Source organism: Kitasatospora mediocidica KCTC 9733 (assembly GCF_000744225.1).
Classification (GTDB): Bacteria; Actinomycetota; Actinomycetes; order Streptomycetales; family Streptomycetaceae; genus Kitasatospora; species Kitasatospora mediocidica.
Window position 1 is genome coordinate 2,309,359 of the sequence record NZ_JQLN01000005.1, and the last position, 23,925, is coordinate 2,333,283.

At 71.8% G+C, this 23,925-nt stretch carries 21 protein-coding genes; 4 read left to right on the forward strand and 17 right to left on the reverse strand.

Going from position 1 to position 23,925, the window contains the following annotated elements; genetic code table 11:
* The first annotated feature begins 180 nt into the window (after positions 1–180).
* The 3 genes from BS80_RS24315 (at position 181) to BS80_RS24325 (ending at position 4,740) form a co-directional block, all read left to right on the forward strand.
* Positions 181–3,171: an AfsR/SARP family transcriptional regulator gene (locus BS80_RS24315; protein ID WP_232246589.1), complete on the forward strand. Its 2,991-nt coding sequence runs from the start codon at positions 181–183 to the stop codon at positions 3,169–3,171.
* A gap of 74 nt (positions 3,172–3,245) precedes the next feature.
* Positions 3,246–3,485 carry a hypothetical protein gene (locus BS80_RS24320; RefSeq protein ID WP_198045603.1) on the forward strand — a complete coding sequence of 80 codons (240 nt, stop codon included), beginning with the start codon at positions 3,246–3,248 and terminating at the stop codon, positions 3,483–3,485.
* 124 nt (positions 3,486–3,609) lie between these two features.
* Positions 3,610–4,740, forward strand: a complete 1,131-nt coding sequence (locus BS80_RS24325; protein WP_035800623.1) for a TolB family protein — start codon at positions 3,610–3,612, stop codon at positions 4,738–4,740.
* An 8-nt stretch (positions 4,741–4,748) separates the two neighbouring features.
* On the opposite strand, the gene BS80_RS24330 is transcribed toward BS80_RS24325, so the two are convergent.
* The 3 genes from BS80_RS24330 to BS80_RS24340 form a co-directional block, all read right to left on the reverse strand.
* On the reverse strand, positions 4,749–5,315 hold the full coding sequence (locus tag BS80_RS24330) for a hypothetical protein (RefSeq protein ID WP_035800626.1): 567 nt from the start codon (positions 5,313–5,315) through the stop codon (positions 4,749–4,751).
* A gap of 121 nt (positions 5,316–5,436) precedes the next feature.
* Positions 5,437–7,788, reverse strand: a complete 2,352-nt coding sequence (locus BS80_RS24335) for an immune inhibitor A domain-containing protein (RefSeq protein ID WP_035800628.1) — start codon at positions 7,786–7,788, stop codon at positions 5,437–5,439.
* Between the two features lie 335 nt (positions 7,789–8,123).
* Positions 8,124–10,640: an ATP-dependent Clp protease ATP-binding subunit gene (locus tag BS80_RS24340; RefSeq protein ID WP_035800630.1), complete on the reverse strand. Its 2,517-nt coding sequence runs from the start codon at positions 10,638–10,640 to the stop codon at positions 8,124–8,126.
* A gap of 527 nt (positions 10,641–11,167) precedes the next feature.
* On the opposite strand from BS80_RS24340, the gene BS80_RS24345 reads away from it, so the two are divergent.
* Positions 11,168–11,680: a hypothetical protein gene (locus BS80_RS24345; RefSeq protein ID WP_157536550.1), complete on the forward strand. Its 513-nt coding sequence runs from the start codon at positions 11,168–11,170 to the stop codon at positions 11,678–11,680.
* A 40-nt stretch (positions 11,681–11,720) separates the two neighbouring features.
* On the opposite strand, the gene BS80_RS24350 is transcribed toward BS80_RS24345, so the two are convergent.
* From BS80_RS24350 to BS80_RS24415, 14 genes are all read right to left on the reverse strand, one after another.
* The gene (locus tag BS80_RS24350) at positions 11,721–12,071 is read right to left on the reverse strand and encodes a histone-like nucleoid-structuring protein Lsr2 (protein ID WP_035800641.1); all 351 of its coding nucleotides are present in this window, start codon (positions 12,069–12,071) and stop codon (positions 11,721–11,723) included.
* Positions 12,072–12,199: 128 nt separating this feature from the next.
* Positions 12,200–12,727: an amino-acid N-acetyltransferase gene (locus BS80_RS24355; RefSeq protein ID WP_035800643.1), complete on the reverse strand. Its 528-nt coding sequence runs from the start codon at positions 12,725–12,727 to the stop codon at positions 12,200–12,202.
* Positions 12,728–12,737: 10 nt separating this feature from the next.
* Positions 12,738–13,133 carry a BlaI/MecI/CopY family transcriptional regulator gene (locus BS80_RS24360; RefSeq protein ID WP_035800645.1) on the reverse strand — a complete coding sequence of 132 codons (396 nt, stop codon included), beginning with the start codon at positions 13,131–13,133 and terminating at the stop codon, positions 12,738–12,740.
* Between the two features lie 115 nt (positions 13,134–13,248).
* Positions 13,249–13,410 carry a hypothetical protein gene (locus BS80_RS42010; protein WP_035800647.1) on the reverse strand — a complete coding sequence of 54 codons (162 nt, stop codon included), beginning with the start codon at positions 13,408–13,410 and terminating at the stop codon, positions 13,249–13,251.
* A 4-nt stretch (positions 13,411–13,414) separates the two neighbouring features.
* Positions 13,415–14,998 carry a bifunctional lysylphosphatidylglycerol synthetase/lysine--tRNA ligase LysX gene (lysX, locus tag BS80_RS24370; protein ID WP_083975154.1) on the reverse strand — a complete coding sequence of 528 codons (1,584 nt, stop codon included), beginning with the start codon at positions 14,996–14,998 and terminating at the stop codon, positions 13,415–13,417.
* An 80-nt stretch (positions 14,999–15,078) separates the two neighbouring features.
* A complete protein-coding gene (locus BS80_RS24375) occupies positions 15,079–15,909 on the reverse strand; it encodes a hypothetical protein (protein WP_063772043.1) in 831 nt (276 codons plus the stop codon).
* Between the two features lie 80 nt (positions 15,910–15,989).
* Entirely contained in the window at positions 15,990–16,775 is a 786-nt protein-coding gene (locus BS80_RS24380; RefSeq protein ID WP_035800650.1) for a type III pantothenate kinase, read from the reverse strand.
* 27 nt (positions 16,776–16,802) lie between these two features.
* Positions 16,803–17,771: a carboxylating nicotinate-nucleotide diphosphorylase gene (nadC, locus tag BS80_RS24385; protein WP_035800652.1), complete on the reverse strand. Its 969-nt coding sequence runs from the start codon at positions 17,769–17,771 to the stop codon at positions 16,803–16,805.
* A gap of 3 nt (positions 17,772–17,774) precedes the next feature.
* Complete coding sequence (locus tag BS80_RS24390; protein WP_083975158.1) at positions 17,775–19,463, reverse strand: L-aspartate oxidase; 1,689 nt, start codon at positions 19,461–19,463, stop codon at positions 17,775–17,777.
* A gap of 45 nt (positions 19,464–19,508) precedes the next feature.
* The gene (panD, locus tag BS80_RS24395; RefSeq protein ID WP_035800654.1) at positions 19,509–19,928 is read right to left on the reverse strand and encodes an aspartate 1-decarboxylase; all 420 of its coding nucleotides are present in this window, start codon (positions 19,926–19,928) and stop codon (positions 19,509–19,511) included.
* 63 nt (positions 19,929–19,991) lie between these two features.
* Positions 19,992–20,891, reverse strand: coding sequence for a pantoate--beta-alanine ligase (gene panC, locus BS80_RS24400; RefSeq protein WP_035800657.1), 900 nt, complete (start codon positions 20,889–20,891; stop codon positions 19,992–19,994).
* Between the two features lie 108 nt (positions 20,892–20,999).
* Positions 21,000–21,926, reverse strand: coding sequence for a Rossmann-like and DUF2520 domain-containing protein (locus BS80_RS24405; RefSeq protein ID WP_408607421.1), 927 nt, complete (start codon positions 21,924–21,926; stop codon positions 21,000–21,002).
* Positions 21,927–21,993: 67 nt separating this feature from the next.
* On the reverse strand, positions 21,994–22,683 hold the full coding sequence (locus BS80_RS24410) for a response regulator (RefSeq protein WP_035800659.1): 690 nt from the start codon (positions 22,681–22,683) through the stop codon (positions 21,994–21,996).
* Positions 22,684–22,690: 7 nt separating this feature from the next.
* Positions 22,691–23,881, reverse strand: coding sequence for a sensor histidine kinase (locus tag BS80_RS24415; RefSeq protein WP_035800661.1), 1,191 nt, complete (start codon positions 23,879–23,881; stop codon positions 22,691–22,693).
* Positions 23,882–23,925 lie beyond the last annotated feature (44 nt).

A 23,925-nucleotide genomic window follows, 5' to 3' on the forward strand; every position in this document is an offset into this window, starting at 1 on the left:
GACTCGATATCGGTCCTCGGATCGCGGATCCTGTGCCCGGTGCGAATCCGGCGCCGGTGCCCGGCATCCGGACGTCGCCAAGATTTGTTCCGGAGGCCTTTCCGAGCACCGGCGCAATTGCCCGGGATCCGGGTAGCCTCCCTTCTGAATGGGCCGAAGGGACGCAATCCGGGGGGTCTCGTGAACGGGCAGCTCGACTTCGGCGTGCTCGGTCCGCTGGCGGTCTCCGTCGGTGCACGACGTATCACGGTCGGCGGGGCACGTCAACGGACCATTCTCGCCCTCCTGTTGATATCCCCGGGCCGGGTCGTCTCGGTGGACGCGATGGTCGAGGCGGTCTGGCAGGGCGACCCGCCGGCCACCGCCAGGACCCAGGTCGCGATCTGCATCGCCGCGCTGCGCAAGATCTTCAAGGCCGAGGGCTTCGGCGAGGAGCTGATCAGCACCGACCACCCCGGCTACCAGCTCAATCCGGCCGGCCACCGGGTCGACCTGCTGGAGTTCACCGGCCTGGTGGAGGGCGCCGAACGGCTGGCGGCCGCCGGCCGTACCGCCGAGGCCGCCGAGGACTTCGAGCGCGCGCTGCGGCTCTGGCGCGGTCCGGTCCTGTCCGGCGTCACCGGACGGCTGGTGGAGGAGGAGGCCGAGCGGCTGGAGGAGCTGCGCCTGGTCACCCACGACGAGGCGATCGCGCTGCAACTGGCGCTCGGCAACCACCAGGAGCTGATCGGCCAGCTCGTCCCGCTGGTCCGCGAACATCCGCTGCGCGAGCGGACCCGCCACTCGCTGATGCTGGCCCAGTACCGGGCCGGCCGGCGGGCCGAGGCGCTGGAGACCTTCCGGGAGGGGCGTCGGCTGCTGATCGGCGAGCTGGGCATCGAACCCGGGCCCGCGCTCCAGGAGTTGCACGATGCGATCCTGCGGGACGACCCGGCGCTGACCCCTGCCGAGCCCGCCGCCGGCGCCGTCGCGGCCGAGCCGCCGGGTGGTGCGGGTGTCGCGGAGGCCGCGCAGCCCCGCGTCGCGCCGTCCGACCTGCCGCCCAACATCCCCTCCTTCACCGGGCGTTCCGCCGAGACCCGGCTGCTCAACGACCTGCTGGGCGAGCGCAGCGACGCCCAGCCGCCCGCGATCGGCTTCATCACCGGCGTCGCCGGGGTCGGCAAGACCGGCCTGGCCGTGCACTGGGCGCACCGGGTGGCCGGCCAGTTCCCGGACGGCCGGCTCTTCGTCGACCTGTCCGGCCACGACGCGGTGAACGAGCCCGCCGCGCCCGCCGACGTGCTCAGCCGGTTCCTGCGCTCGCTCGGCGTGGCGAGCGAGCAGATCCCGGCCGAACTCGCCGACCGGGTCTCGCTCTACCGCAGCATGCTGGCCGACCGCCGGATCCTGGTGGTGCTCGACAACGCCCGCTCGATCGCCCAGATCACCCCGCTGCTGCCGAGCAACGGCCAGTGCTGCGTCCTGGTCACCAGCCGCGACCCGCTGGAGCAGCTGATGCTGCGCTACGGCGCGGTCCGGGTGCAGCTGGGGGTGCTCTCGCCGACCGCCGCGATCGAGCTGCTGGCCCGGATCGTGCCGGCCGAACGGATCGTGGCCGATCCCGAACAGTCGGCCCGGCTCAGCGAGTTGTGCGACCGCCTGCCGCTGGCCCTGCGGATCGCCGCAGCCCGGCTGGCCTCCAAGCCGCACTGGACGGTCCGCCACCTGGTCACCCGGCTGGAGAACGAGCGGCGCCGGCTGGACGAGTTGAGCCAGGGCGAGTCGCAGGTCCGGGCCTGCCTGGCACTCAGCTACCGCTACCTCGCGCCGGACGCCGCCCGGCTGTTCCGCCGCCTCGCGCTGCTGCCGGTACCCGACTTCACCAGCTGGGTGGGCGCGGCGCTGCTGGACGACGACCTCTTCGAAGCCGAACGGCTGATGGAGCACCTGGTCGACGTCCAACTCCTGGAGGGCGTGGGCGTGGATGCGACCGGCCAGTTGCGCTATCGCTTCCAGAGCCTGCTGCGGCTCTTCGCCCAGGAGCGGGCCCAGCAGGAGGAGAGCGCCGAGGAGGCGGCGCAGGCCGGCGACCGGGCCTTCCGGAGCTGGCTGGCGATCGCCGAGCAGGCGCACCGGCGCGAGTACGGCGGCGACTACGCGGTGATCCACGGCAGTTCCCCGCGCCGGCCGGTGGACCCCGTCCTGCTGGACGAGCTGATCGCCACACCGCTGGACTGGTACGAGGCCGAACGGCTCTCGCTGATCGCGGTGATCGAGCAGGCCGCCCGGCTCGGCCGGGACGAACTGGCCTGGGACCTCACCGGATCGGTGCTGGTGCTCTTCGACATCCGGGGCTACCTGGAGGACTGGCAGCTCTGCTGCGAGCGGGCGCTGGCGGCGACCCGGGCGGCGGGCAACCCGCGCGGCAGCGCGTTCATGCTCACCGAGCTGGGCGCGAGCAGGATCCGCGCCGTCCGGCTCGAGGAGGCCGCCGGGTGCCTGCGCTCGGCCCTGGAGCTGTTCGAGGAGCTCGGCGAGGAGCACGGCCGGGCGCTGGCCCTGCGCCATCTCGCGGTGATGCAGCGCCTCCAGGGCGATCTGGACGGCGCGGGGGAGCGGCTGCGCGAGGCGGCCGTGATCTTCGAGCGGGTCGGGGACGCCTCCTCGCAGGCGCACGCCCTCGGGTATCTGGCGCAGAACGCGCTCGACCAGGGCGACGCCGACGAGGCGGTCCGGCTCGGCCGCGAGTCGGTCCGGGTCTCCCGTGGCACGGGGGAGACCCGCTGCGCGGCCCAGTCGCTCTACCGGCTGGCCCGCGGCTACGTGGTCCAGGGGGAGTTGCGCTCGGCCGAGCAGGCCTTCCTGGAGGTCGAGCGGATCGTCCGGGCCAAGGGCGACCTGCTGGGCACCGCGTACGTCCTGCTGGGCCTCGGCGAGGCCCGGGTAGGGCTCGGCCTGCCGGGCGACGCCGAGCGCGACCTGATGGCCGCGCTGCGGATCGCCCGCCGGATCGACAGTCCACTCGCGGAGGGCCGGGTCCAGCTGGCGATCGGCCAGCTCCACCGCGACCAGGCCCGCACCGCGGAGGCCCGCCGGCACTTCGAGCGCGCCCAACTGCTCTTCACCCAGATCGACTCGCCCCCCTCGCGCCGCCGTGCGGAGGCCGCGCTGGCCGAACTCGCGGTCTGACGGCCGGAGATATCGCCGCAGGTCAGGGCCGAAAGGAAAACGATAAGCGATCGAAGCGGCGGTCACCTACTGTCATGGCGTCAGCAACAACCGCCCGGGACCCTGGAGTTGAGATGACCGCGCTCGGCAGCACCGTCAAGCGGCAGACCGTCCTCGCCGTGGCCGCCGTCCTCACCGCGGCCCTCGGCGTCACCGCCGCTCTGGATGCCCTCTCCGCCCCCGACCGGCAGGCCGCCGTCAGCGCCGTGGCCACCGGCGCCGTCGCCGCCGTCCATACCCTCTCGCTGGCCCCGGACACCGAGGAATGGCACTGACAGAAGTGCCGGCTTCCCGAACAAGGTTGCTGTTGCAGGCCCGTGACGGACGGCACACGGATCCTGGACGATCGGCTGACAGGCTTCTCCCAAGCCGCTTTTCACGTCCCAGGGGGAACCGCTCATGTCCGCTCGTACCCGCAGCCGTAGCACCCTCGTCGCCGTCGCCCTGATCGCCGCCGTCACCGGCTCGGCGCTGCTGACCGGCTGCGGGCCCGACACCCCCGGGACCGCGGTGGCCGCGCCCGGCGCCGGCTCCCCGGGCCAGTCCTCCGGCCCGGGGAACGTCGCCTCCGCCGCGCCGATCAGCGCGGGCGGCTCCTCGGCCGCGCCGACCGGCGGCGCCCGTCCCGGCGCCTCCGCCAAGCCGACCGGCAGCGCCCGCCCGACGTCCCCGACGTCCCCGGCCGGCCCCTCCGGCACCGTCGCCGCGCCGAGCCTGAACGGCACCGCGCACACCGGACTGACCATCAGCAACGGTACGAACTTCGTGGTGATGAACGGGACTTCGGTCGACTTCGGCACGGTCGTGCGGGACCTCGCGTGGTCCCCCGACGGCAGCCGGGCCGCCTTCATCGACGGCTCGGGCAACCTCGACACCAGCAAGCCCGACGGCACCGGCCGGGTCACCGTCGCCGTCGCCCCCAGCGGTGAGAGCTGGTCGCACCCCACCTGGCAGGTGACGGCCTCCGGGGACGCGAACGGCGTCCCGCCGAAGAACAACATCCTGTTCGCCGCCTCCAAGGGTGGCGTCTCGCGGCTCGAAGGCGTCCTGGCCACCGCCGTCCACGGCACCCCCGCGGAGCTCAGCCTGAACATCGAGGGCGGCGAGGACCTGCCGGCCAACCCGACGACCGGGAACGCCTGGCCCAACGTCGGGGGCAAGGTCGGCTCCGCCGTCTACGCCAACTCCGCCAACGGCGACGTCTACATCCGGGACGACTACCTGCGCCAGCAGGGCGGTGTGTACCAGCAGGGCTCCGAGCCCGCGCTCTCGCCCGACCAGCTGACCATCGCCTTCGTCCGCTCGGTCGACGGCCACGACCACCTCTTCGCCGGCAACGGCGTCCCCGGCCAGCCCGCCAAGGACCTCACCCCGGCCGCCACCACGGACTACTCCGAGCCCGCCTTCTCGCCCGACGGCAAGACCATCGCGGTCCGCACCCCGCAGGGCGTCGCGACCCTGCCGGTCAACGGTTCGGCGGTCCCGAAGCTGATCTCCACGGTCGCGGGCCTGCCCGCCTACCGGGGCTGACCCCAGCTCTACTGCGCGGCCCGCCGCGCGAGTTCGGCCTCCAGCTCGGCGAGGTGGGCGTCGGCGGTGTCGTGCGGCAGGAACTCGACCACGTCGAGGAAGCGGAACAGCACCTGGGTCCCGGTGATCGCGAACTCGTAGTCGGCGAAGCCCACCACGGCGCCGAGCGTGCCGCGCACGGCGCCGCGGACCACGTGGGCGGTCAACTCGTCCGGCTGGTCGGCGGTCAGGCCGCGCCGGGCGTTGGGCCGGGCCAGGTAGGGGCAGACCATGGAGGCGTACAGCATGCACGCGCGGTGCCCCGGTGCCTCCAGGGTCGGCGAGAGGTTGCGGTAGGGCCGCCCGGCGGCCAGCGCCTCGCCGATCGCGGTGGCCTCGGCGGCGCCCACCACCCGCCACACGCTGCCGCGCGGCATCAGGGTGTTGCAGACCGAGCAGAGCCGCTCGCGCGCGCAGTCGGCGCTGCGGCCGTAGTCGGTCAGCGCGAACTGCGGCTCGTCGCCCTCCCACGGGGTGATGGCCGGCACCGGGTAGCCGCGGGCGTCGCGGGGCCTGGTCTGGACGGTCTGCGGCATCGGAACGGTGTCAAAGCGCACGCCCTATGACTACCAGGGACCGGCCCCGGCCACGCCACCGCCCCTGCCACCGCCCCTGCCCGGGGAGGAGCAGGGGCGACGGCGTGCACGGACCCGCCGGTCAGCCGACCGGGCGGACCCGGATCCAGCTCTCCAGGTAGTTCGAGCTCTCGTTCTCGATCTCGATGCTGGTGCCGGTGTTCGGCACGATCACGCCGGCGTACGGGTCGGTGGCGTCCCAGTACGAGCGTCCGTCGTTGAACTCGTCCACCCCGCGCGAGCGCGGGATCGTGGTGAGCGCGTCGGCCTTGTGCAGGCTGAGGCCGGAGGTGCGCCGCGAGCCGAAGGTGGAGTCGTAGCCCTGCAGACGGGACTTCATCAGCGTGCCGTCGGCCCACGTGAGCGGTGCCGGGTGCGAGTCGACCGGCAGGATCAGGCCGTGGCCCGGGTGCGCGCTGACGTTGTTGTCGCTCTGCGAGGTGTCCCAGAGCCAGATCAGCAGGCCGGGCTGGTAGGAGTAGTGCTCGACCCAGCCGGGCCGGGCGGCCGAACCGAAGTTGTACGGGCCGGTCTTCAAGGTGTCGTCGAAGCTGATCGGCTGGCGGTTCTCGGCGATGTAGTACTGGGCGTAGTCCTTGGAGAACGAGCCGCTGATCCGTGAGAACCCGGTGGCCTGCCAGCCGTTGTCGCCGTTCTCGGCGTCGTCGCTGAAGAGCGTGGCACCGTCGGCGGTGGCCGTGATGTCGTCCAGCGCCAGGCCGTTGAAGTGCAGCCCGCCGTCGGTGGTGTTGTGGAAGCGGATCTTCACGGTCTTGCCCAGATAGGCCGTCAGGGGGTAGGCCAGATCGCCCCACTTGCCGCCGGAGTCGCCGGTCAGCGCCGCCTTGTCGCCTGCGTTGCGCGGGATCGCGGTGCCGTTGAAGGTGCCGTCCAGCGCGGTCCAGTGGGCGCCGCCGTCGCTGGAAACCTCGGCGTAGCCGAAGTCGTAGCCGCTCTCCAGCGCGTACCAGGCCTTGGCGGACAGGGTCGCGGAGGTCTTCCCGGTCAGGTCGAGGTCACGGGTCAGCGCGACGTCGAGGTTGTCGGCCGCGCCGCTCCACCACTCGCCCTTGCCCGCGTACGGGGTGTTGATCTCGGTGGTGACGGTCTTCTTCGGCAGGTCGACGACCAGGCCCTGCGGGAGCTTGGTGTTGAACTCGGCCGGGCCGAGGTGGTGGGTCGAGCCGGTGCCGGCCTTGGCCTTGTCGTAGCTCAGCCAGCCGAGTTGCAGCTTGCTCCAGGCGTCCAGGTTGCCGGGCCGGTCGCCGATCGCGTTCTTGCCGGTGCCCAGCCAGGAGCCGGAGGACATCAGCGACCAGAAGCCGACCGAGTTGTCGTTCGGGCCCACGGTGTCGTACAGGTCGGGCAGGCCGAGGTCGTGGCCGTACTCGTGGGCGAAGACGCCGAGGCCGCCGTTCTCCGGCTGCATGGTGTAGTCGCCGACCCAGAGGCCGGTGTTGCCGATCTGGGTGCCGCCGAGCTTGTTGTCGGCCGGACCGGCCGTGCCGTTCAGCGTGCCGTAGACGTAGCTGCGGTGCGCCCACAGGGCATTGCTGCCCTGGACGCCGCCGCCGGCCGACTCGTCCTCGCCGGCGTGCACGATCTGGAAGTGGTCGATGTAGCCGTCGGGCTGGTTGAAGTTCCCGTCGTGGTTGTAGTCGTACCGGTCCCACTGGTCGTACTCGGCCAGGTTGGCCTTGATGTCGGCGTCGGTGCGGCCCTTGGCCTTCTGGTCGGCCACCCAGGCGTCGATCCCGTCGCGGATCAGGTCCTGCGCGTTGTCGCAGATGTGCCCGCCGCAGTAGTTGGAGCCGTACCGGGCCTCGTTCCACGGCACCCGCACCCAGTCGGTGACCTGGCCGTCGACCGAGTAGCGGCCCGAGGACTGGTTCTCGTAGAACGTCTTCAGCGAGTCGCCGGTGGTGCCGAAGTAGAGCTGCTGGAAGTGCTGCTGGTTGTAGTCGGCCTGCCAGGCGGTGGAGTTGTTGTTCGCCGGGTCCGGCTTGGCTATCTGGTTGTGGGCCGGGCCGGGGGCGCCGCCGTACTTCAGGGTGCCGTCCGGCAGCTTGGTGGTGCTGTCGACCCGGTCGCCGAAGTCCACCAGGATGGTGAAGATCTTGTCGGTGCGCTGGCGGGCCAGTTCGACGTACTTGTCGCGGCCCAGCTTGATGCTGGTGCTCCCGCCGTGCTGCTCGATGGTGGCGGTGCCGGCGACCAGCTGCTCGGTGGCGGCCTTCTGCTCGGCGGCCGTCTTCTCACTGAGCGGACCGGGCAGGTCGTGGTCGACCCGGGCGGTCTGGGTCGCGTCCACCGGGTCGACGGTGACCGCGGCGGCGGCCGGGGCGCCCGGCGCGGCGCTCGCGCTGCCGGGCAGCATTCCCAGGCCGAGTACGGCGACGAGCGCCGCGCTCGCGACCGTGGCCGAAGCCTTCATGGGTGTCTTCAACGTGGTGACGTCCTCCCCTAACCGGTCCGGCTCGTGGCCGTCCGGTGAACCGATGAAGCCAAGGTGAGGACAAATTTGACCCAATGGATAGTAAAAATGGAAGACCTTGACCGCCGTGCGCACAGTGCGGTACGGGAGTCGGCCTTCCGGATGACGTAGCGTCATATCCGATCGCACGGAGAGGTGTTGGCCTGCCGCGACGGAGAAGAGCGGAATGGCGAACCGGTCGAATGTGAGGTGGATCACATTGCCGGATTGGGCAGAAAAAAGCCCCGGCCCCGGCTGAAAATCAGCCGGGGCCGGGGCCCTTCGAGCGGGAGGTGTTACTTCGTCAGGTCCGGACCCGGGGCCGCCACAGCGGCGGGGGTGTCGGCCACGGCCGACTTGTCCTCGCCACGGAAGGTGAACTTGGCTTCCTTGCCCTCACCCTCGACGCCGACCACCACGATCTGACCGGCCCGCAGCTCGCCGAAGAGAATCTTCTCCGAGAGGTGGTCCTCGATCTCGCGCTGGATGGTGCGGCGCAGCGGACGCGCACCCAGCACCGGGTCGTAGCCGCGCTTGGCCAGCAGCTGCTTCGCCTCGATGCTCAGCTCCAGACCCATGTCGCGGTCCTTGAGCCGGCCGTCCACCTTGTCGACCATCAGGTCGACGATCTGGATGATGTCGTCCTCGGTCAGCTGGTGGAAGACGACGATGTCGTCGACACGGTTGAGGAACTCGGGGCGGAAGTGCTGCTTGAGCTCCTCGCCGACCTTGTTCTTCATCCGCTCGTAGCCCGAGGCGGTGTCGCCCTGGGCCGCGAAGCCCAGGTTGAAGCCCTTGGAGATGTCCCGGGTGCCGAGGTTGGTGGTCATGATGATGACGGTGTTCTTGAAGTCCACCACCCGGCCCTGGGAGTCGGTCAGGCGACCGTCCTCCAGGATCTGCAGCAGCGAGTTGAAGATGTCCGGGTGGGCCTTCTCGACCTCGTCGAACAGCACGACCGAGAACGGCTTGCGGCGCACCTTCTCGGTGAGCTGGCCGCCCTCCTCGTACCCGACGTAGCCGGGCGGGGAGCCGAAGAGCCGCGAGACGGTGTGCTTCTCGCTGAACTCGGACATGTCGAGGGCGATCAGCGCGTCCTCGTCACCGAAGAGGAACTCGGCGAGGGTCTTGGACAGCTCGGTCTTACCGACGCCGGACGGGCCGGCGAAGATGAACGAACCGCCGGGACGCTTCGGGTCCTTGAGGCCCGCACGGGTGCGCCGGATGGCCTGCGAGAGCGCCTTGATGGCGTCCTTCTGGCCGATGACGCGCTTGTGCAGCTCGTCCTCCATGCGCAGCAGGCGGGAGGACTCCTCCTCGGTCAGCTTGAAGACCGGGATGCCGGTGGCCGTGGCCAGGACCTCGGCGATCAGCTCCTCGTCCACCTCGGCGACGACGTCCATGTCGCCGGCCTTCCACTCCTTCTCGCGCTTGGCCTTCGCGTTCAGGAGCTGCTTCTCGTCGTCACGCAGCGAGGCGGCCTTCTCGAAGTCCTGCGCGTCGATCGCGCTCTCCTTCTCGCGGCGCACGTCGGCGATCTTCTCGTCGAACTCCCGCAGGTCCGGCGGCGCGGTCATCCGGCGGATGCGCATCCGGGAGCCGGCCTCGTCGATCAGGTCGATCGCCTTGTCCGGCAGGAAGCGGTCCGAGATGTACCGGTCGGCCAGGGTGGCCGCGGCGACCAGGGCGGCGTCCGTGATGGACACCCGGTGGTGCGCCTCGTAGCGGTCCCGCAGGCCCTTGAGGATCTCGATGGTGTGCGGCAGCGACGGCTCCGCGACCTGGATCGGCTGGAAGCGGCGCTCCAGCGCGGCGTCCTTCTCCAGGTGCTTGCGGTACTCGTCCAGCGTCGTCGCACCGATGGTCTGCAGCTCGCCGCGGGCCAGCATCGGCTTGAGGATGCTGGCGGCGTCGATGGCACCCTCGGCGGCGCCCGCGCCGACCAGGGTGTGCAGCTCGTCGATGAACAGGATGATGTCGCCGCGGGTGCGGATCTCCTTGAGCACCTTCTTCAGGCGCTCCTCGAAGTCACCGCGGTAGCGCGAACCGGCGACCAGCGCGCCCAGGTCGAGGGTGTAGAGCTGCTTGTCCTTCAGCGTCTCCGGGACCTCGCCCTTGACGATCGCCTGGGCCAGGCCCTCGACGACGGCGGTCTTGCCGACGCCGGGCTCGCCGATCAGCACCGGGTTGTTCTTGGTGCGGCGGGACAGCACCTGCATGACCCGCTCGATCTCCTTCTCCCGCCCGATCACCGGGTCGAGCTTGGCCTCGCGGGCGGCCTGGGTCAGGTTGCGGCCGAACTGGTCCAGGACCAGCGAGGTCGACGGGGTGCCCTCGGCGGGGCCGCCTGCGGTGGCCGACTCCTTGCCGCCGCCCTGGTAACCGGACAGCAGCTGGATCACCTGCTGGCGGACGCGGTTCAGGTCGGCACCCAGCTTCACCAGGACCTGGGCGGCGACGCCCTCGCCCTCGCGAATCAGGCCGAGCAGGATGTGCTCGGTGCCGATGTAGTTGTGGCCCAGCTGAAGGGCCTCGCGGAGCGACAGCTCCAGGACCTTCTTCGCCCGGGGGGTGAAGGGGATGTGACCGGACGGGGCCTGCTGGCCCTGGCCGATGATCTCCTCGACCTGCTGGCGGACCGCCTCAAGAGAAATCCCGAGGCTCTCCAGGGCCTTAGCGGCGACACCCTCACCCTCGTGGATCAGGCCCAGGAGGATGTGCTCGGTGCCGATGTAGTTGTGGTTGAGCATCCGGGCTTCTTCCTGAGCCAGGACGACAACCCGCCGCGCGCGGTCGGTGAACCTCTCGAACATCGTTAATCGCTCCTCAGAGCGGTCGGTCAGTTCGGGGTCGGTCCCCGCCCTGTCCTTCCGCATGCTAGTCCCGCTCAGCGGCGCGGCAGGGGCCCCTCCCGCCCGATGGTGGGCAAAGGAGGGTGGATCTCCCCCCACGTGTGTGGGGGAATCATGCTGCACGACCAGCCGACACCCTTCCCAACCTGATGCTGGGAGACGGTGTTCCCGCTAGTCCGCCCGATGCACGTGTTGCCGCTACGCCAATGGCGAACACGCTCCGCTCCGATCCGTGGAACGGTGTGCATCCACCTCGATCGCCGGCTTCGCGGCCTGCCACCGGTTCGGGCCTGAACCCGTCCCACCTGCATTCATACCGGAAATTGCGACGGTTCTCGTGCAGTTTCCCAGGTGGTGTTGTTCGCTCGGCGAGAAGTCTGCCGATCCGGGCCCCAGGTGACGGGGCCTCAGTGTGGTGGCGACGGCCCGGTAGGGCCAATCGGGGCGGACGCCGTGACCGGGCCGCTCCTACCAGCGTTGCACAGTCCGTGAGTGCCCCGCAGTCCCCGACCAGGTCGTCGGGAGCAGACCCGGTCGCGATGCTGCTCCGCTGCGACCGGCTGGAGCTCCCGGCAGGGGCCGGCCGGGCCGTACTGGCCCGCTCGGAGCGGCTGGGCCGGCCGACCGGACCGGTGCTGCAGGCGACGGCCGCCGAGGCCGGGGAGCGGTCGCTCTACCTGCTGGCGGCGGGGACGGCCGAGCTGGTGCCCGGACTGCTGTGCTGGCTCGGCTGGGGGCCGGAGCTCGGCCTGGACCTCCGCGCCCGCCCCGGGCGCCCGCAGCGCCCCGCCACGGTGCCACGGCCACGGGGCGTGGAGGATGATCCTCCACGCCCCGTGACCGACGGGCACGCGCTGTGCGGTGTCCGTTGGGTACGCGCTCGGGCGGCTGCCGGGCCGCCGCTCGGTCTCGACCTGGCCTCGCCGGGTCTGCTGCGGCTGCTGGACGGGCTGGCCGAGGCCTGCCTCCGCGACCGGATGGGCCTGCCGCCGGCCCGTTGACGGCCGAGTACCACCAGTGCACGGCGGCAGCCGCGCCGCCTCAGGAGACGTTGGCCGCCTCGTACGCCTCGCGCACGTTGCTGGGGACGCGGCCGCGGTCGTTGACCGAGAAGCCGTTGTCCTTCGCCCAGGTGCGGATCTTGGCGGTGTCCGCGCCACCGGCGGCCGGCCGGGCGGTGCCACGGGCGCCGGAGCGGCGGACGCTGGTGAGCCGGCCGCTCTGCTTGCGGCCCTTGTCGACATACGGAGCCAACAGGCTGCGCAGTTTGTCCGCGTTCGCGGACGTGAGGTCGATCTCGTAGGCAACGCCGTCGAGGGCGAACGTCACCGTCTCGTCCGCCGAACCGCCGTCGAGATCGTCTTCAAGAATGACCTGCACCCTCTGTGCCACGGGCTTCCCTTTCCGCTTAACGACCCAATGCCTTAGGGAAAGGAAACCGCCTTTTCTCGAAAAACACAAACCCCGGACTGTTCGGGCCGTGACCGGCTACCGCTCTGGCAAGTCCGCCGGACGGCGGTTCAGAGATGCAGTAGCATGCGCGAGTTGCCCAGGGTGTTGGGCTTCACGCGCTCCAGGCCGAGGAACTCGGCGACTCCTTCGTCGTAGGAGTGAAGGAGTTCTTCATACACTTCCGTAGCGATGACCGCCGGATCTGTCGTACCATCATCGGTTTCACCGATCTCGACGAAGCCGTGTTTCGCGAAGAACGCCACCTCGAACGTCAAGCAGAAAATCCGACGTACACCCAGCCCCCGCGCAGTCTCCACCAACTGTTCCAGAAGTCGGTGTCCGACGCCGTGACCTCGGCAGATCGGATCGACGGCGAGGGTACGCACCTCCGCGAGGTCCAGCCACATCACGTGCAACGCGCCGCAGGCGACCACCTCGCCGGTGTCCACGCGCTCGGCGACCCAGAACTCCTGGACGGATTCGAACAGGGTCACGGTCGGCTTGTCGAGCAGAATGCCGTCCTGTGAGTAAGCGTCGATGAGCCGTCGAACGGTCCTGACATCGTTGGTCCGCGCCCGGCGGATGGTGACCTCCATGGGCCGGACGTTATCGCGTCGGCCCGTCCTCGGTCTCCCCGGTCCGGCCCGGCCCGGCGACCCGCAGTGCGTCCCGCAGCGCCTCGCGCTGCTCGGCCGACATCAGCCCGAAGAAGTGCACCAGGGCCGCCGCCGGATTGTCACTGGTGGCCCAGGCCTCGTTCATCAGCGCCGCGGTGTAGGCCTCGCGTGAGGAGACCGGCTCATATCGATAGGCGCGGCCGTCGCGTTCCCGGCGCAGCCAGCCCTTTCTGTAGAGCTTGTCGAGGACCGTCATCGCCGTGGTGTAGGCGATATCGCGTTCCTCGCGCAGATCGAGCAGCACCTCGCGAACGGTCACCGGGCGGTTCCACTGCCACACCCGGGTCATGATGGCGTTCTCCAGTTCACCGAGCTGCCGCACCATGGGGCAACCTTAGGGAAAAATCGGACAAAACGCATGACCGCCACTTCGGCGGCGCGCCGCAGGCCGCCGCCCGGGCATGGGCGACGGCCTGCGATGAGAGTGCTGCGAGGTGCTGTTATTCCGCGACGCGGGGCGCGGCGGCGGCCGCCAGCGCATCGGCGGCGGCGTCCTCCTTGCCCTTCTGGTCGCCGCCCTGGGTGCGGATGATGGCGCGCACCAGGAATCCGAAACCGATCGCCATCACCAGTGGCGGCACAATCGCGCTGATGTACTGCATCAGGTCACTCTCCCTCGGTCTTTTCGGCGGACTGGGTTGCGGACTTCGCGTCCGACTTGGCCTCGGCCCGGGCGTGGTCCGGGCGGACCAGCGGGAAGAGCACCGTCTCGCGGATGTTCTTGCCGGTGAGCAGCATGATCAGGCGGTCCACGCCGAGACCGAGACCACCGGTGGGCGGCATCGCGTACTCCAGCGCCCGCAGGAAGTCCTCGTCGATCTGCATGGCCTCGACGTCGCCGCCGGCCGCCAGCAGCGACTGCGCGGTGAGCCGGGCGCGCTGCTCGACCGGGTCGATCAGCTCCGAGTAGGCGGTGCCGATCTCGGTGCCGAAGATCACCAGGTCCCACTTCTCGGCCACGCCCGGGATCGAGCGGTGCTGACGGGTCAGCGGGGAGACCTCGGTCGGGTAGTCCTTGAGGAAGGTCGGCCGGATCGCGTTCTCCTCCAGCAGGCGCTCGATCATCTCCAGGATGATCTGCCCGTGGCCCCACTCCTTCTCGTAGGGCACGCCGGCCGCGTCGGCGAGCTTGCGCAGCTCCTCGACGGTGCTCTGCGGGGTGACCTCGGTGCCCAGCCGCTCGGAGATGCCGGGGTAGACGCTGATCTCCTCCCACGGCTCGGCGAGGTCGATCTCGTGCTCGACGCCGTGCGGGTCGGTGCCGCGGACCACCGTGGTGCCCAGCGCGTCCTTGGCCGCGTTGATGATGATCGCGCGGATCAGCTCGGCCTGGGTGTCGTAGTCGCCGTATGCCTCGTACGACTCCAGCGCGGTGAACTCCGGGTTGTGGGTCGCGTCGGCGCCCTCGTTGCGGAAGTTCCGGTTGATCTCGAAGACCTTCTCGGCGCCACCGACCACCAGCCGCTTGAGGTAGAGCTCGGTGGCGATCCGCAGGTAGAGGTCGATGTCGTAGGCGTTGATGTGCGTGATGAACGGGCGGGCGTTGGCGCCGCCGTGGATCGGCTGCAGCATCGGGGTCTCGACCTCGAGGTAGCCGCGCTCCTCGTAGGTGTTGCGGATCGAGCGGACCACCGTGCTGCGCAGCCGCAGCATCTCGCGGGCCTCGGGGTTGACGATCAGGTCCACGTAGCGCTGGCGGACCCGGGCCTCCGGGTCGGTCAGGCCCTTGTGCTTGTCCGGCAGCGGGCGCAGGCACTTGGCGGTCAGCGCCCAGCTGTCCACCATGATGCTGAGTTCGCCGCGCTTGGAGGTGATCACCTCGCCCTCGACGCCGACCTGGTCGCCGAGGTCGATGTCGGTCTTCCAGTCGGCCAGCCGCTCCGGGCCGAGCTTGTCCAGGGAGAACATCACCTGGAGGTCGCCGGAGCCGTCGCGCAGGGTGGCGAAGCAGAGCTTGCCGCCGGTGCGGGCGAGGATCACCCGGCCGGTGACGCCGGCCCGCCGGCCGGTCGCGGTGTCCGGCTCCAGGTCGGGGTGCTCGGCGCGCAGGTCGGCGATGGTGGTGGTGCGGGGGAAGCCCACCGGGTAAGGGTCGACCCCGGCGGCGCGGAGCCGGTCGAGCTTCTCGCGCCGGACGCGCATCTGCTCGGGGAGGTCGTCGGTCGCGGGAAGGCTGTTCTGGTCGCTCACCTCACCAGGGTAACGACCGGCACCTCGTGGTCCGCCACCGGATATCGCGGGTCGCGGACCACGGGTGCGAGGGGCGGCGGTCAGCCGGTGCCGGTGGCGAGTTCGCCGCCTTCGCGCAGCGGCGTGCGGACCGGCGTACGAGCGGTGGCGTGCACCGGCGGGTGCGCGGCGGAGGGCCGGGGGCGGCGGGCGAAGAGCTCGGAGGGGGTGGGCACCCGCGGGGTGTGGTGGCCGGGCTCGTCCGGTACGCCGCTCACTGCGGTGTCGGTGCTGCGCGGCTCGGTGGGGCTGCTCATCGGAATCGGTCCTCCAGCTCGGTCGGTGGGACTGCTCGGTGCGACGGCGGCGAGAGCGGACAGGTGGCCGGACGCCGGTGCCGGCGTCGGACTGGGCACGGCGGCGAGGTGGCGCGCGGTGAGGGCCGGGGCGGACGCGGGGTGCGGGAAGCCGGTGCTGAGCGCCAGCCGCGCGCGGACGGCGGCCTCGGCCAGCTCGTGGCAGCGGCCCGCCAGGCGCGAGCGCCGCGAGCGCTCGCCCGGGCCGCAGGGCAGCCGGGAGAGCGAGCGCAGCGCCGACAGGTCGTCGGGACCGGGCAGGTAGCCGTCGGTGACGGCCTCCTCCAGCCGTTCCAGGTACCCGCGGGCGCTGCCGGGCAGCGCGGACCGGTAGCGGGACAGCTCGTCCAGCAGGAAGCTCCGCAGCCGGCCGCCCTCCTGGGCGGCCTCGTCGATCGCCTCGGCCAGCCGCAGGGCCTCCTGGACGTCCTCCGCCCAGAGATCAGCGCCGTTCGGGCCGAGCGTCAGTTGGGCGGGGACAGCGGGGTGGAGGGCTTGGGCGAGGGCACGGCGCAGCACGCGCACTTCGTCGGCGCTGAAGGCCATGCCGCCGCGGGACCCATGTGGCGTAGGCATAAAATGACCCTACGTGAGGAATATCCGATTTGTCGGTAACCTCGCGCAGGGCCGCCCCGATCGGGTCAGCTGACGATCCCTCAGCTGGGCTTGTTGCGCTCGTACACGAGCCGCAGGCCGATCAGGGTGAGCCACGGCTCGTGGACGTCGATCGCCTCGGCCTCGCCGAGCACCAGCGGGGCCAGCCCGCCGGTGGCGATCACTTGGACGTCCTCCGGGTCGGTCGCCAACTCCTTGGACATCCGGGCCACCAGGCCGTCCACCTGGCCGGCGAAGCCGTACAGGATGCCGGACTGCATGCCCTCGACGGTGTTCTTGCCGATCACGTTGCGCGGCCGGGTCAGCTCGATCTTGCGCAGCTGCGCGCCGCGCACGCCGAGCGCCTCGACCGAGATCTCGATCCCGGGCGCGATCGCGCCGCCGATGTAGTCGCCGCGCTCGTTGATCGCGTCGAAGGTCGTCGCGGTGCCGAAGTCGACCACGATGCACGGTCCCCCGTACAGGTGGTTGGCGGCCAGTGCGTTGACGATCCGGTCGGCGCCGACCTCCTTGGGGTTGTCCATCAGGACGTGCACCCCGGTCTTCACCCCGGGCTCCACGATCACCGCGGGTACGTCGCCGTAGTAGCGGCGGGTCACCTCGCGCAGCTCGTGGAGCACCGCGGGCACCGAGGAGCAGATCGCCAGACCGTCGACCCGCCCCTCGGAGGCCAGCGGGTGAGAGCCCATCAGCCCCTGCATCAGCACCGCCAGCTCGTCCGCGGTGCGGCGCGGGTCGGTGGAGATCCGCCAGTGCTCGACGATCTCCTCGCCGTCGAACAGGCCGAGCGTGGTCTGGGTGTTGCCGACGTCGATGGTGAGGAGCATGAGCCGCTTTCCGAGTGGGTGGGTGGATTACGGGCGGAGGTCCAGGCCGATGTCCAGGATCGGCGAGGAGTGGGTGAGCGCTCCGACGGCCAGGTAGTCGACACCAGTCTCGGCCACCGCATGCGCGGTGGCCAGGGTCAGGCCGCCGGAAGCTTCCAGGGTGGCCCGGCCGGCCACCAGCTCGACGGCCGCCTTGAGCTGATCGACCGTGAAGTTGTCGAGCAGGATCTGCTCGGCCCCGGCCTCCAGCACCGGCGGGATCTGCTCCAGGGTGTCCACCTCGACCTGCACCGGCAGCTCGGGGTAGGCGGCCCGGACGGCCTGGAAGGCCTCGGCCACGCCGCCCGCGGCGACCACGTGGTTGTCCTTGATCAGCGCCGCGTCCGAGAGCGCCATCCGGTGGTTGACGCCGCCGCCGGCCCGCACCGCGTACTTCTGCAGCGAGCGCAGGCCCGGGTGGGTCTTGCGGGTGTCCCGGACCTTGGCGCCGGTGCCCTCCAGGGCGTCCACCCAGGCGCGGGTGGCGGTGGCGATCCCGGACAGGTGGCAGAGCAGGTTGAGCGCGCTGCGCTCGGCGGTCAGCAGGTCGCGGGTGCGGCTGCGCACCGACAGCAGCACCTGGCCGGCCGCGACCGCGTCGCCGTCCTCGACGTGCCGCTCGACCTCGAACTCCTCCTCGCAGATCAGCGAGACGACGGCCTCGGCGATCCGCAGGCCGGCCACCACGCCGGCCTCGCGGGCGGTGAAGTCGGCGGTGGCGACCGCGTCGGCCGGCACGGTGGCGATCGAGGTGACGTCCTCGCCGCCGGCCAGGTCCTCGGCCAGCGCCAGCGTGGCGATGTCCTCGACCTCGACCGGGTCCAGGCCGGCCGCCTCCAGCAGCTCGGCCAACGCCGGGTCCAGGCCGGTCTCGTAGCCCTCGCCGTCGCCGCAGGCGCAGCCGTCGCCGCAGCCGTCCTGCTCGGCCAGCGGGAGTTCCTCGTGCGTGTGCGACATGGCTTACTGCTCCTCGGAAGTGCTGTTGAGTGCTACTGCGGGGGTGCCGGAGACGGCGTCCAGGGTGGTGATCAGGTGGCGCTGCCACCGCGCGTCGTCCCGCTCGGGGAAGTCCTCGCGCCAGTGGCAGCCGCGGGTCTCGGCCCGCAGCTCGGCCGCGGCCACCAGGGCGGCGGCGACCAGCAGCAGGTTGGCGGCCTCCCAGGTCTCCACCCGCGGGTCGGCGGGCTTCTCCTCGGCGGCCTGCGCGGCGGCCGCGCGGCCCAGTGCGGCCAGGCCCTCGGCGGCGCCGGCCAGGCTCGCGGCCGAGCGCAGCACACCCGCGCCGTTGGTCATCAGCCGCTGGATCTCGGCCCGGGCCTCGGGCGCGGGCAGCGGGACGGGCCGGGCGGCGTACGCGGCCGGGACGTCCACCGAGCGCTCCGGCAGCCGGCCGGCCGCGTACCGCTCGACCAGGTCGGCGGCGATCCGCTCGGCGAAGACCAGGCCCTCCAGCAGCGAGTTGGAGGCCAGCCGGTTGGCGCCGTGCACGCCCGTGCAGGCCACCTCGCCGCAGGCGTACAGGCCCGGGACGGTGCTGTGGCCGTGCAGGTCGGTGCGGACGCCGCCGGAGGCGTGGTGCGCGGCCGGGGCGATCGGGATCAGCCCCTCGACCGGGTCGATGCCGTGCGCGCGGCAGGAGGCCAGGATGGTGGGGAAGCGCTCCTCCCACATCGCCGCGCCGAAGTGCCGCCCGTCCAGGTACATGTGGTCGGCACCCTGCGCCTGCATCTGCCGGGTGATCGCCTTGGCGACGATGTCGCGCGGGGCGAGCTCGGCCAGCTCGTGCTGTCCGACCATGAAGCGGGTGCCGGCGGCGTCCACCAGGTGGGCGCCCTCGCCGCGGACGGCCTCGGAGACCAGCGGCTGCTGGCCCTCGGACTCCGGGCCCAGCCACATCACGGTGGGGTGGAACTGGATGAACTCCAGGTCGGTCACCTCGGCGCCGGCGCGCAGCGCCAGCGCCACGCCGTCGCCGGTGGAGACCGCCGGGTTGGTGCTGGCGGAGAAGACCTGGCCCATGCCGCCGGTGGCCAGCACCACGGCGCGGGCCCGGATCGCGCCGACGCCGTCGCGCTGGCCCTCGCCCATCACGTGCAGTGTCAGGCCGGCCGCGTGGCCGGTGGCGTCGGTGAGCAGGTCGAGCACGAGGGCGTGCTCGATCAGCTCCAGGCCGGGGTCGCTGCGCACCGCCGAGACCAGGGCGCGCGATATCTCGGCGCCCGTCGCGTCGCCGCCCGCGTGCGCGATCCGGCGCCGGTGGTGGCCGCCCTCGCGGGTCAGCAGGATCTCGCCGTCGGCGTCCTGGTCGAACGCGGCGCCGGTGGCGATCAGGTGCCGCACGGCCTCCGGCCCCTCGGTGACCAGGGAGCGCACGGCCTCCTCGTCGCAGAGCCCGGCGCCCGCCACCAGGGTGTCGGCGAGGTGCTGCTCGGGCGTGTCGCCCTCGCCCAGGGCGGCGGCGATGCCGCCCTGGGCCCAGCGGGTGGAACCGTCGTCCAGCATCGCCTTGGTGACCACCGTCACCCGCAGACCGGCCTTGCGGACGCCCAGCGCGACGGTCAGGCCGGCCACCCCGGAGCCGACCACGACCACGTCGGTGGTGGCGGTCCAACCCGGGGCGGGGGCGGTGAGGCGGTGGGTCACTGGCATGGTGTTGCTCCGGTCTGCGATCCGGCGGCTGCCGGAGGTTGCTGCTTAGAGGGCGTGGACGGCGTCGCCGCGGACGGTGTCCGTGCCCGGCAGGGCCTCGGCCGGGTCCGCGCCGGTTCCGGTGACCCGGTTGTCGGCGTCCACGAAGACCACCTTGGGCCGGTACGACTTGGCCTCGGCGGTGTCCATCTGCCCGTAGGCGATGAGTATCACCAGGTCGCCCGGGTGGACGAGGCGGGCCGCGGCGCCGTTGATCCCGATCACGCCGGTCCCGCGCGGGCCCGCGATCGTGTAGGTCTCCAGCCGGGCGCCGTTGTTGATGTCGACGATGTGGACCAGCTCACCGGGGAGCAGGTCGGCGGCGTCGAGCAGGTCCTCGTCCACCGTCACCGAGCCGACGTAGTGCAGGTCGGCCTGGGTGACGGTGGCACGGTGGATCTTGGACTTGAGCATGGTGCGAAGCATTGGTCACGCCTCCAGAGGTGAGTGCATGCCTACTACGGCGGTGCTTGTCGAAACGATGCTGTGCTACCTGACGATGATGCGAACGTTGTCGATCAGGCGGGTGGACCCTACCGTGGCGGCCACGGCCAGCACCGCCTCGCCCTGGAAGTCGTCCGGGGCCTCGACGAACTCGTCGGGGTCGATCAGGGCCAGGTAGTCGAGGGTGATGCCTTCCGCGGCGTCCAGGACGGCCGCGGCGGCCGCGCGGACGGCCTTCGGGCCCTGGGCGGCGACGTCCCGGCCGGCGAACAGGGCGGCCGAGAGCGTCAGCGCCCGCGCGCGCTCGTCCTCGGAGAGGAAGCGGTTGCGCGAGGAGAGCGCGAGGCCGTCGGATTCGCGGACGGTCGGGACGCCGATGACCTCCACGTCGAAGTCCAGGTCGGCCACCATCCGCTGGACGATCGCCAGCTGCTGGGCGTCCTTCTCGCCGAAGAAGGCGAAGTCCGGGTCGGTGATGTGCAGCAGCTTGGCCACCACGGTCAGCACGCCGTCGAAGTGGCCGGGGCGGCTGGCACCCTCGAAGCGCTCGCCCATCGGGCCCGCGGTGATCCGCACCTGCGGCTCGCCGTTGGGGTAGACCTCCTCGGGCAGCGGTGCGAAGACCACGTCCGCGCCGGCCTCCTCGGCCAGCCGGACGTCGGCGGCCAGCGTGCGCGGGTAGCGGTCCAGGTCCTCGCCGGCCGCGAACTGCAGCGGGTTGACGAAGACGGTCACCGCGACCCGGCCGTCCGCGCCGACCTCCTTGCGGGCCGCCCGGATCAGCGCGGCGTGGCCCTCGTGCAGGGCGCCCATGGTCATCACCACGGCGTTGTCCACCGGCTGCTCGTCCGGCCAGAAGGCGGGCTCGAAGTCGGCGATGGTGTGGGTCAGGGCGGTCTTGCGGGGCTGGGTCGCCTGCTTGCCGCGCTGGGTCTTGCCCGCCATGTCATGCACTCCTTCGCTGGGTCCAGCCGGAGGGCTGGGGAAAACCGGTCATGCGGCCGTCACGGTAGCCGAGTGGGACGACGTCGGCGGTGGCCGAGGGCGGCGCGGTCACCGCTTGACCTCCTCGTCGAGGACGGCCAGCAGGGCGGCCGCGGAGTCCGCGGCGAGACTCCCGCCGGCCACCGCGCGCTGGGCGGTGGCGCGGGCCATCGCCCGGTAGGCCTGATCGATGTCCGGGGACACCGTACTGAGCTGCTCCAGGTGACGGCGGACCGTCCCCAGGTCGCCGCGGGCGACCGGGCCGGTGAGCGCGGCGTCGCCGGAGCGCAGGCTGTTGTCGAGCGCGGCGCCGAGCAGCGGGCCGAGCAGCCGGCCGGGTTCGGCCACACCGGCCGTCCGCAGCAGCTCCAGCGCCTGGGCGACGAGCGTGACCAGGTGGTTCGCGCCGTGCGCGAGGGCCGTGTGATAGAGCGGGCGGACGTCCTCGGGCACCCACTCGGGCTCACCGCCCATCTCCACCACCAGCGCCTCGGCGACCGGGCGCAGCTCGTCCGGGGCGGTCACCCCGAACGGGCAGCCGGCCAGCCGGGCCACGTCCACCGAGGTGCCGCTGAAGGTCATCGCGGGGTGCAGCGCCAGCGGCAGCGCGCCGGCCCGGGTGGCGGGTTCGAGTACGGCGACGCCCATCGCGCCGGAGGTGTGCACCAGGAGCTGGCCCGGGCGGATCGCGCCGGTGGCGGCCAGCCCGGCCACCAGGTCCGGCAGGACATCGTCGGGGACGGTCAGCAGCACCAGGTCGGCGGCGGCCAGCACCTGCGGCGGCGTCACCACCCGGACGCCCGGCAGCAGGGCCTCGGCGCGCCGGCGGGAGGTGGTCGAGACGCCGGAGGCGGCGACCACCCGGTGGCCGGCCAGCTGCAGGGCGGCGCCGAGGGCGGGGCCGACCCGGCCCGTCCCCACCACGCCGACGGCGAGTCGGGCCGGACGGCCGGCCGGGTCCCCGGCGGCGGGGTCGAACAGGTCGGGTGTGTCCACGGTTCGCGTTCCAGTCCTCTACGGGTACCAGACGTACCGCACCATGGTACGGCCCTGGCGGGTCCGCTCAGTCGGAGCTACCGGCCCGGACCAGCCCGGCTTCGTAGGCCAGCACCACGGCCTGCACTCGGTCGCGCAGGTTCAGCTTGGCCAGGATGCGGCCCACGTGGGTCTTCACGGTGGCCTCGGAGAGGCCCAGCCGGGCGGCCACCTCGCCGTTCGACAGGCCCTGGACCACCAGCAGGAACACCTCCCGCTCGCGGTCGGTCAGCGGGTCAAGGACGGCCGGGGTGCCGGCGGTGTGCGTGACCGGGAGCACCTCGGCGAAGCGGTCGATCATGCGGCGGGTGGTGGTGGGGGCGACCACCGCGTCCCCGGCGTGCACCGAGCGGATCGCGGCCACCAGCTCGGTCGGCGGCACGTCCTTGAGCAGGAAGCCGCTGGCCCCGGCCTTGAGCGCGGCGAAGGCGTACTCGTCCAGGTCGAAGGTGGTCAGGATCAGCACCCGCGGCGCCTCGTGCAGCGGGGTGCCGTCCGCGGCCAGGCAGATCCGCCGGGTGGCCTGGACGCCGTCCAGCCGCGGCATCCGGACGTCCATAAGGATCACGTCGACCTCGGTGTGCCGCAGCACCTCCAGCGCCTGGGCGCCGTCGCCCGCCTCGGCGGTGATCTCGATGTCGCCCTGCGACTGCAACACCATCCGGAAGCCCGTGCGCAGCAGTTCCTGGTCGTCGACGAGCATCACGCGGATGGTCATGGTTCTCCTATTTGCCGGTCTTCAGGGGGAGGACGGCGCGGATCCGGAAGCCGCCGCCCGGGCGCGGGCCGACGTCCAGACTGCCGCTGACCATGCCGATCCGCTCGCGCATGCCGATCAGACCATGCCCGAGGCCGTCCACTCCGCCGTGGGCCAGCTTCTCGTCGGTGGCCCCCCGGCCGTCGTCCTCGATCAGCACGTTGAGGTCGCGGTCCCCGAAATCCACCGCGACCCGGGCGCTGGCACCGGGGCCGCCGTGCTTGCGGACGTTGGTCAGCGCCTCCTGGACGATCCGGTAGACCGTCAGCTCGACGCCGCGCGGCAGCTCGCGGACCTCGCCGGTGCTGGTGAACTCGACCGGCAGTCCGGCGGTGCGGACCTGGTCCAGCAGGTCGGGCAGCTCCTCGACGCTGGGCTGCGGCAGGTACTCCCCGGCCGCGTCGGAGGTGCGCAGCACGCCCAGCAGCCGGCGCATCTCCACCAGCGCCTGGCGGCCGGTGGAGGCGATCGTGCCGAGCGCCTCCTTGGCCTGCTGCGGCGAGTTGTCGAGCACGTAGGCGGCGCCGTCCGCCTGGACGATCATGACGGAGACGTTGTGCGCGACCACGTCGTGCAGCTCGCGGGCGATCCGGGCCCGCTCGGCGGCCACCGCCACCTTGGCCTGGGCGTCCCGCTCGCGTTCCAGCCGGGCGGCCCGGTCCTCCAGCTCCACCAGGTAGGCGCGGCGCACCCGGGTGAGGCGCCCCCAGGCCCAGCAGAGGATGAAGGGGGTGGAGAGCAGAACAGCGTAGAAGACGGCCTTGGTGGTGCTCCCGTGCTGGTCGGCGTCGCCCTGGAACCGCAGGTAGGTGAGCGGTCCGGCCGCCAGACCGCCGGCCAGCGCCAGCCGGGACGCCCAGGCCGCCCCGAAGGCCGCGCCGGTGTAGACGAAGACCAGGTAGGCGATGGACGAGGCGTCCGGCGGCACGTTCAGCAGCACCTGGGCGAGCCCGAGCACCAGGGCGGCGACCACCGTCGCGTTCGGCCAGCGCCGGCGCACCACCATGAGTCCGCCGAGGGTGAGCCCGAAGGCGGCGACGGGCAGCAGCGAGTTCTGGTAGTCGATGGCGGACAGGGCGACGAAGGAGAGCACGAGCAGCGCCCAGCCGCCATCGACCACCAGGGGGTGTCCGCGAAGCCAGGCGTTGAGTCGATGCACCAGACCAGCCTAGGCAGTCGAAAGGCCTGCTCCCGTCCGCCGGG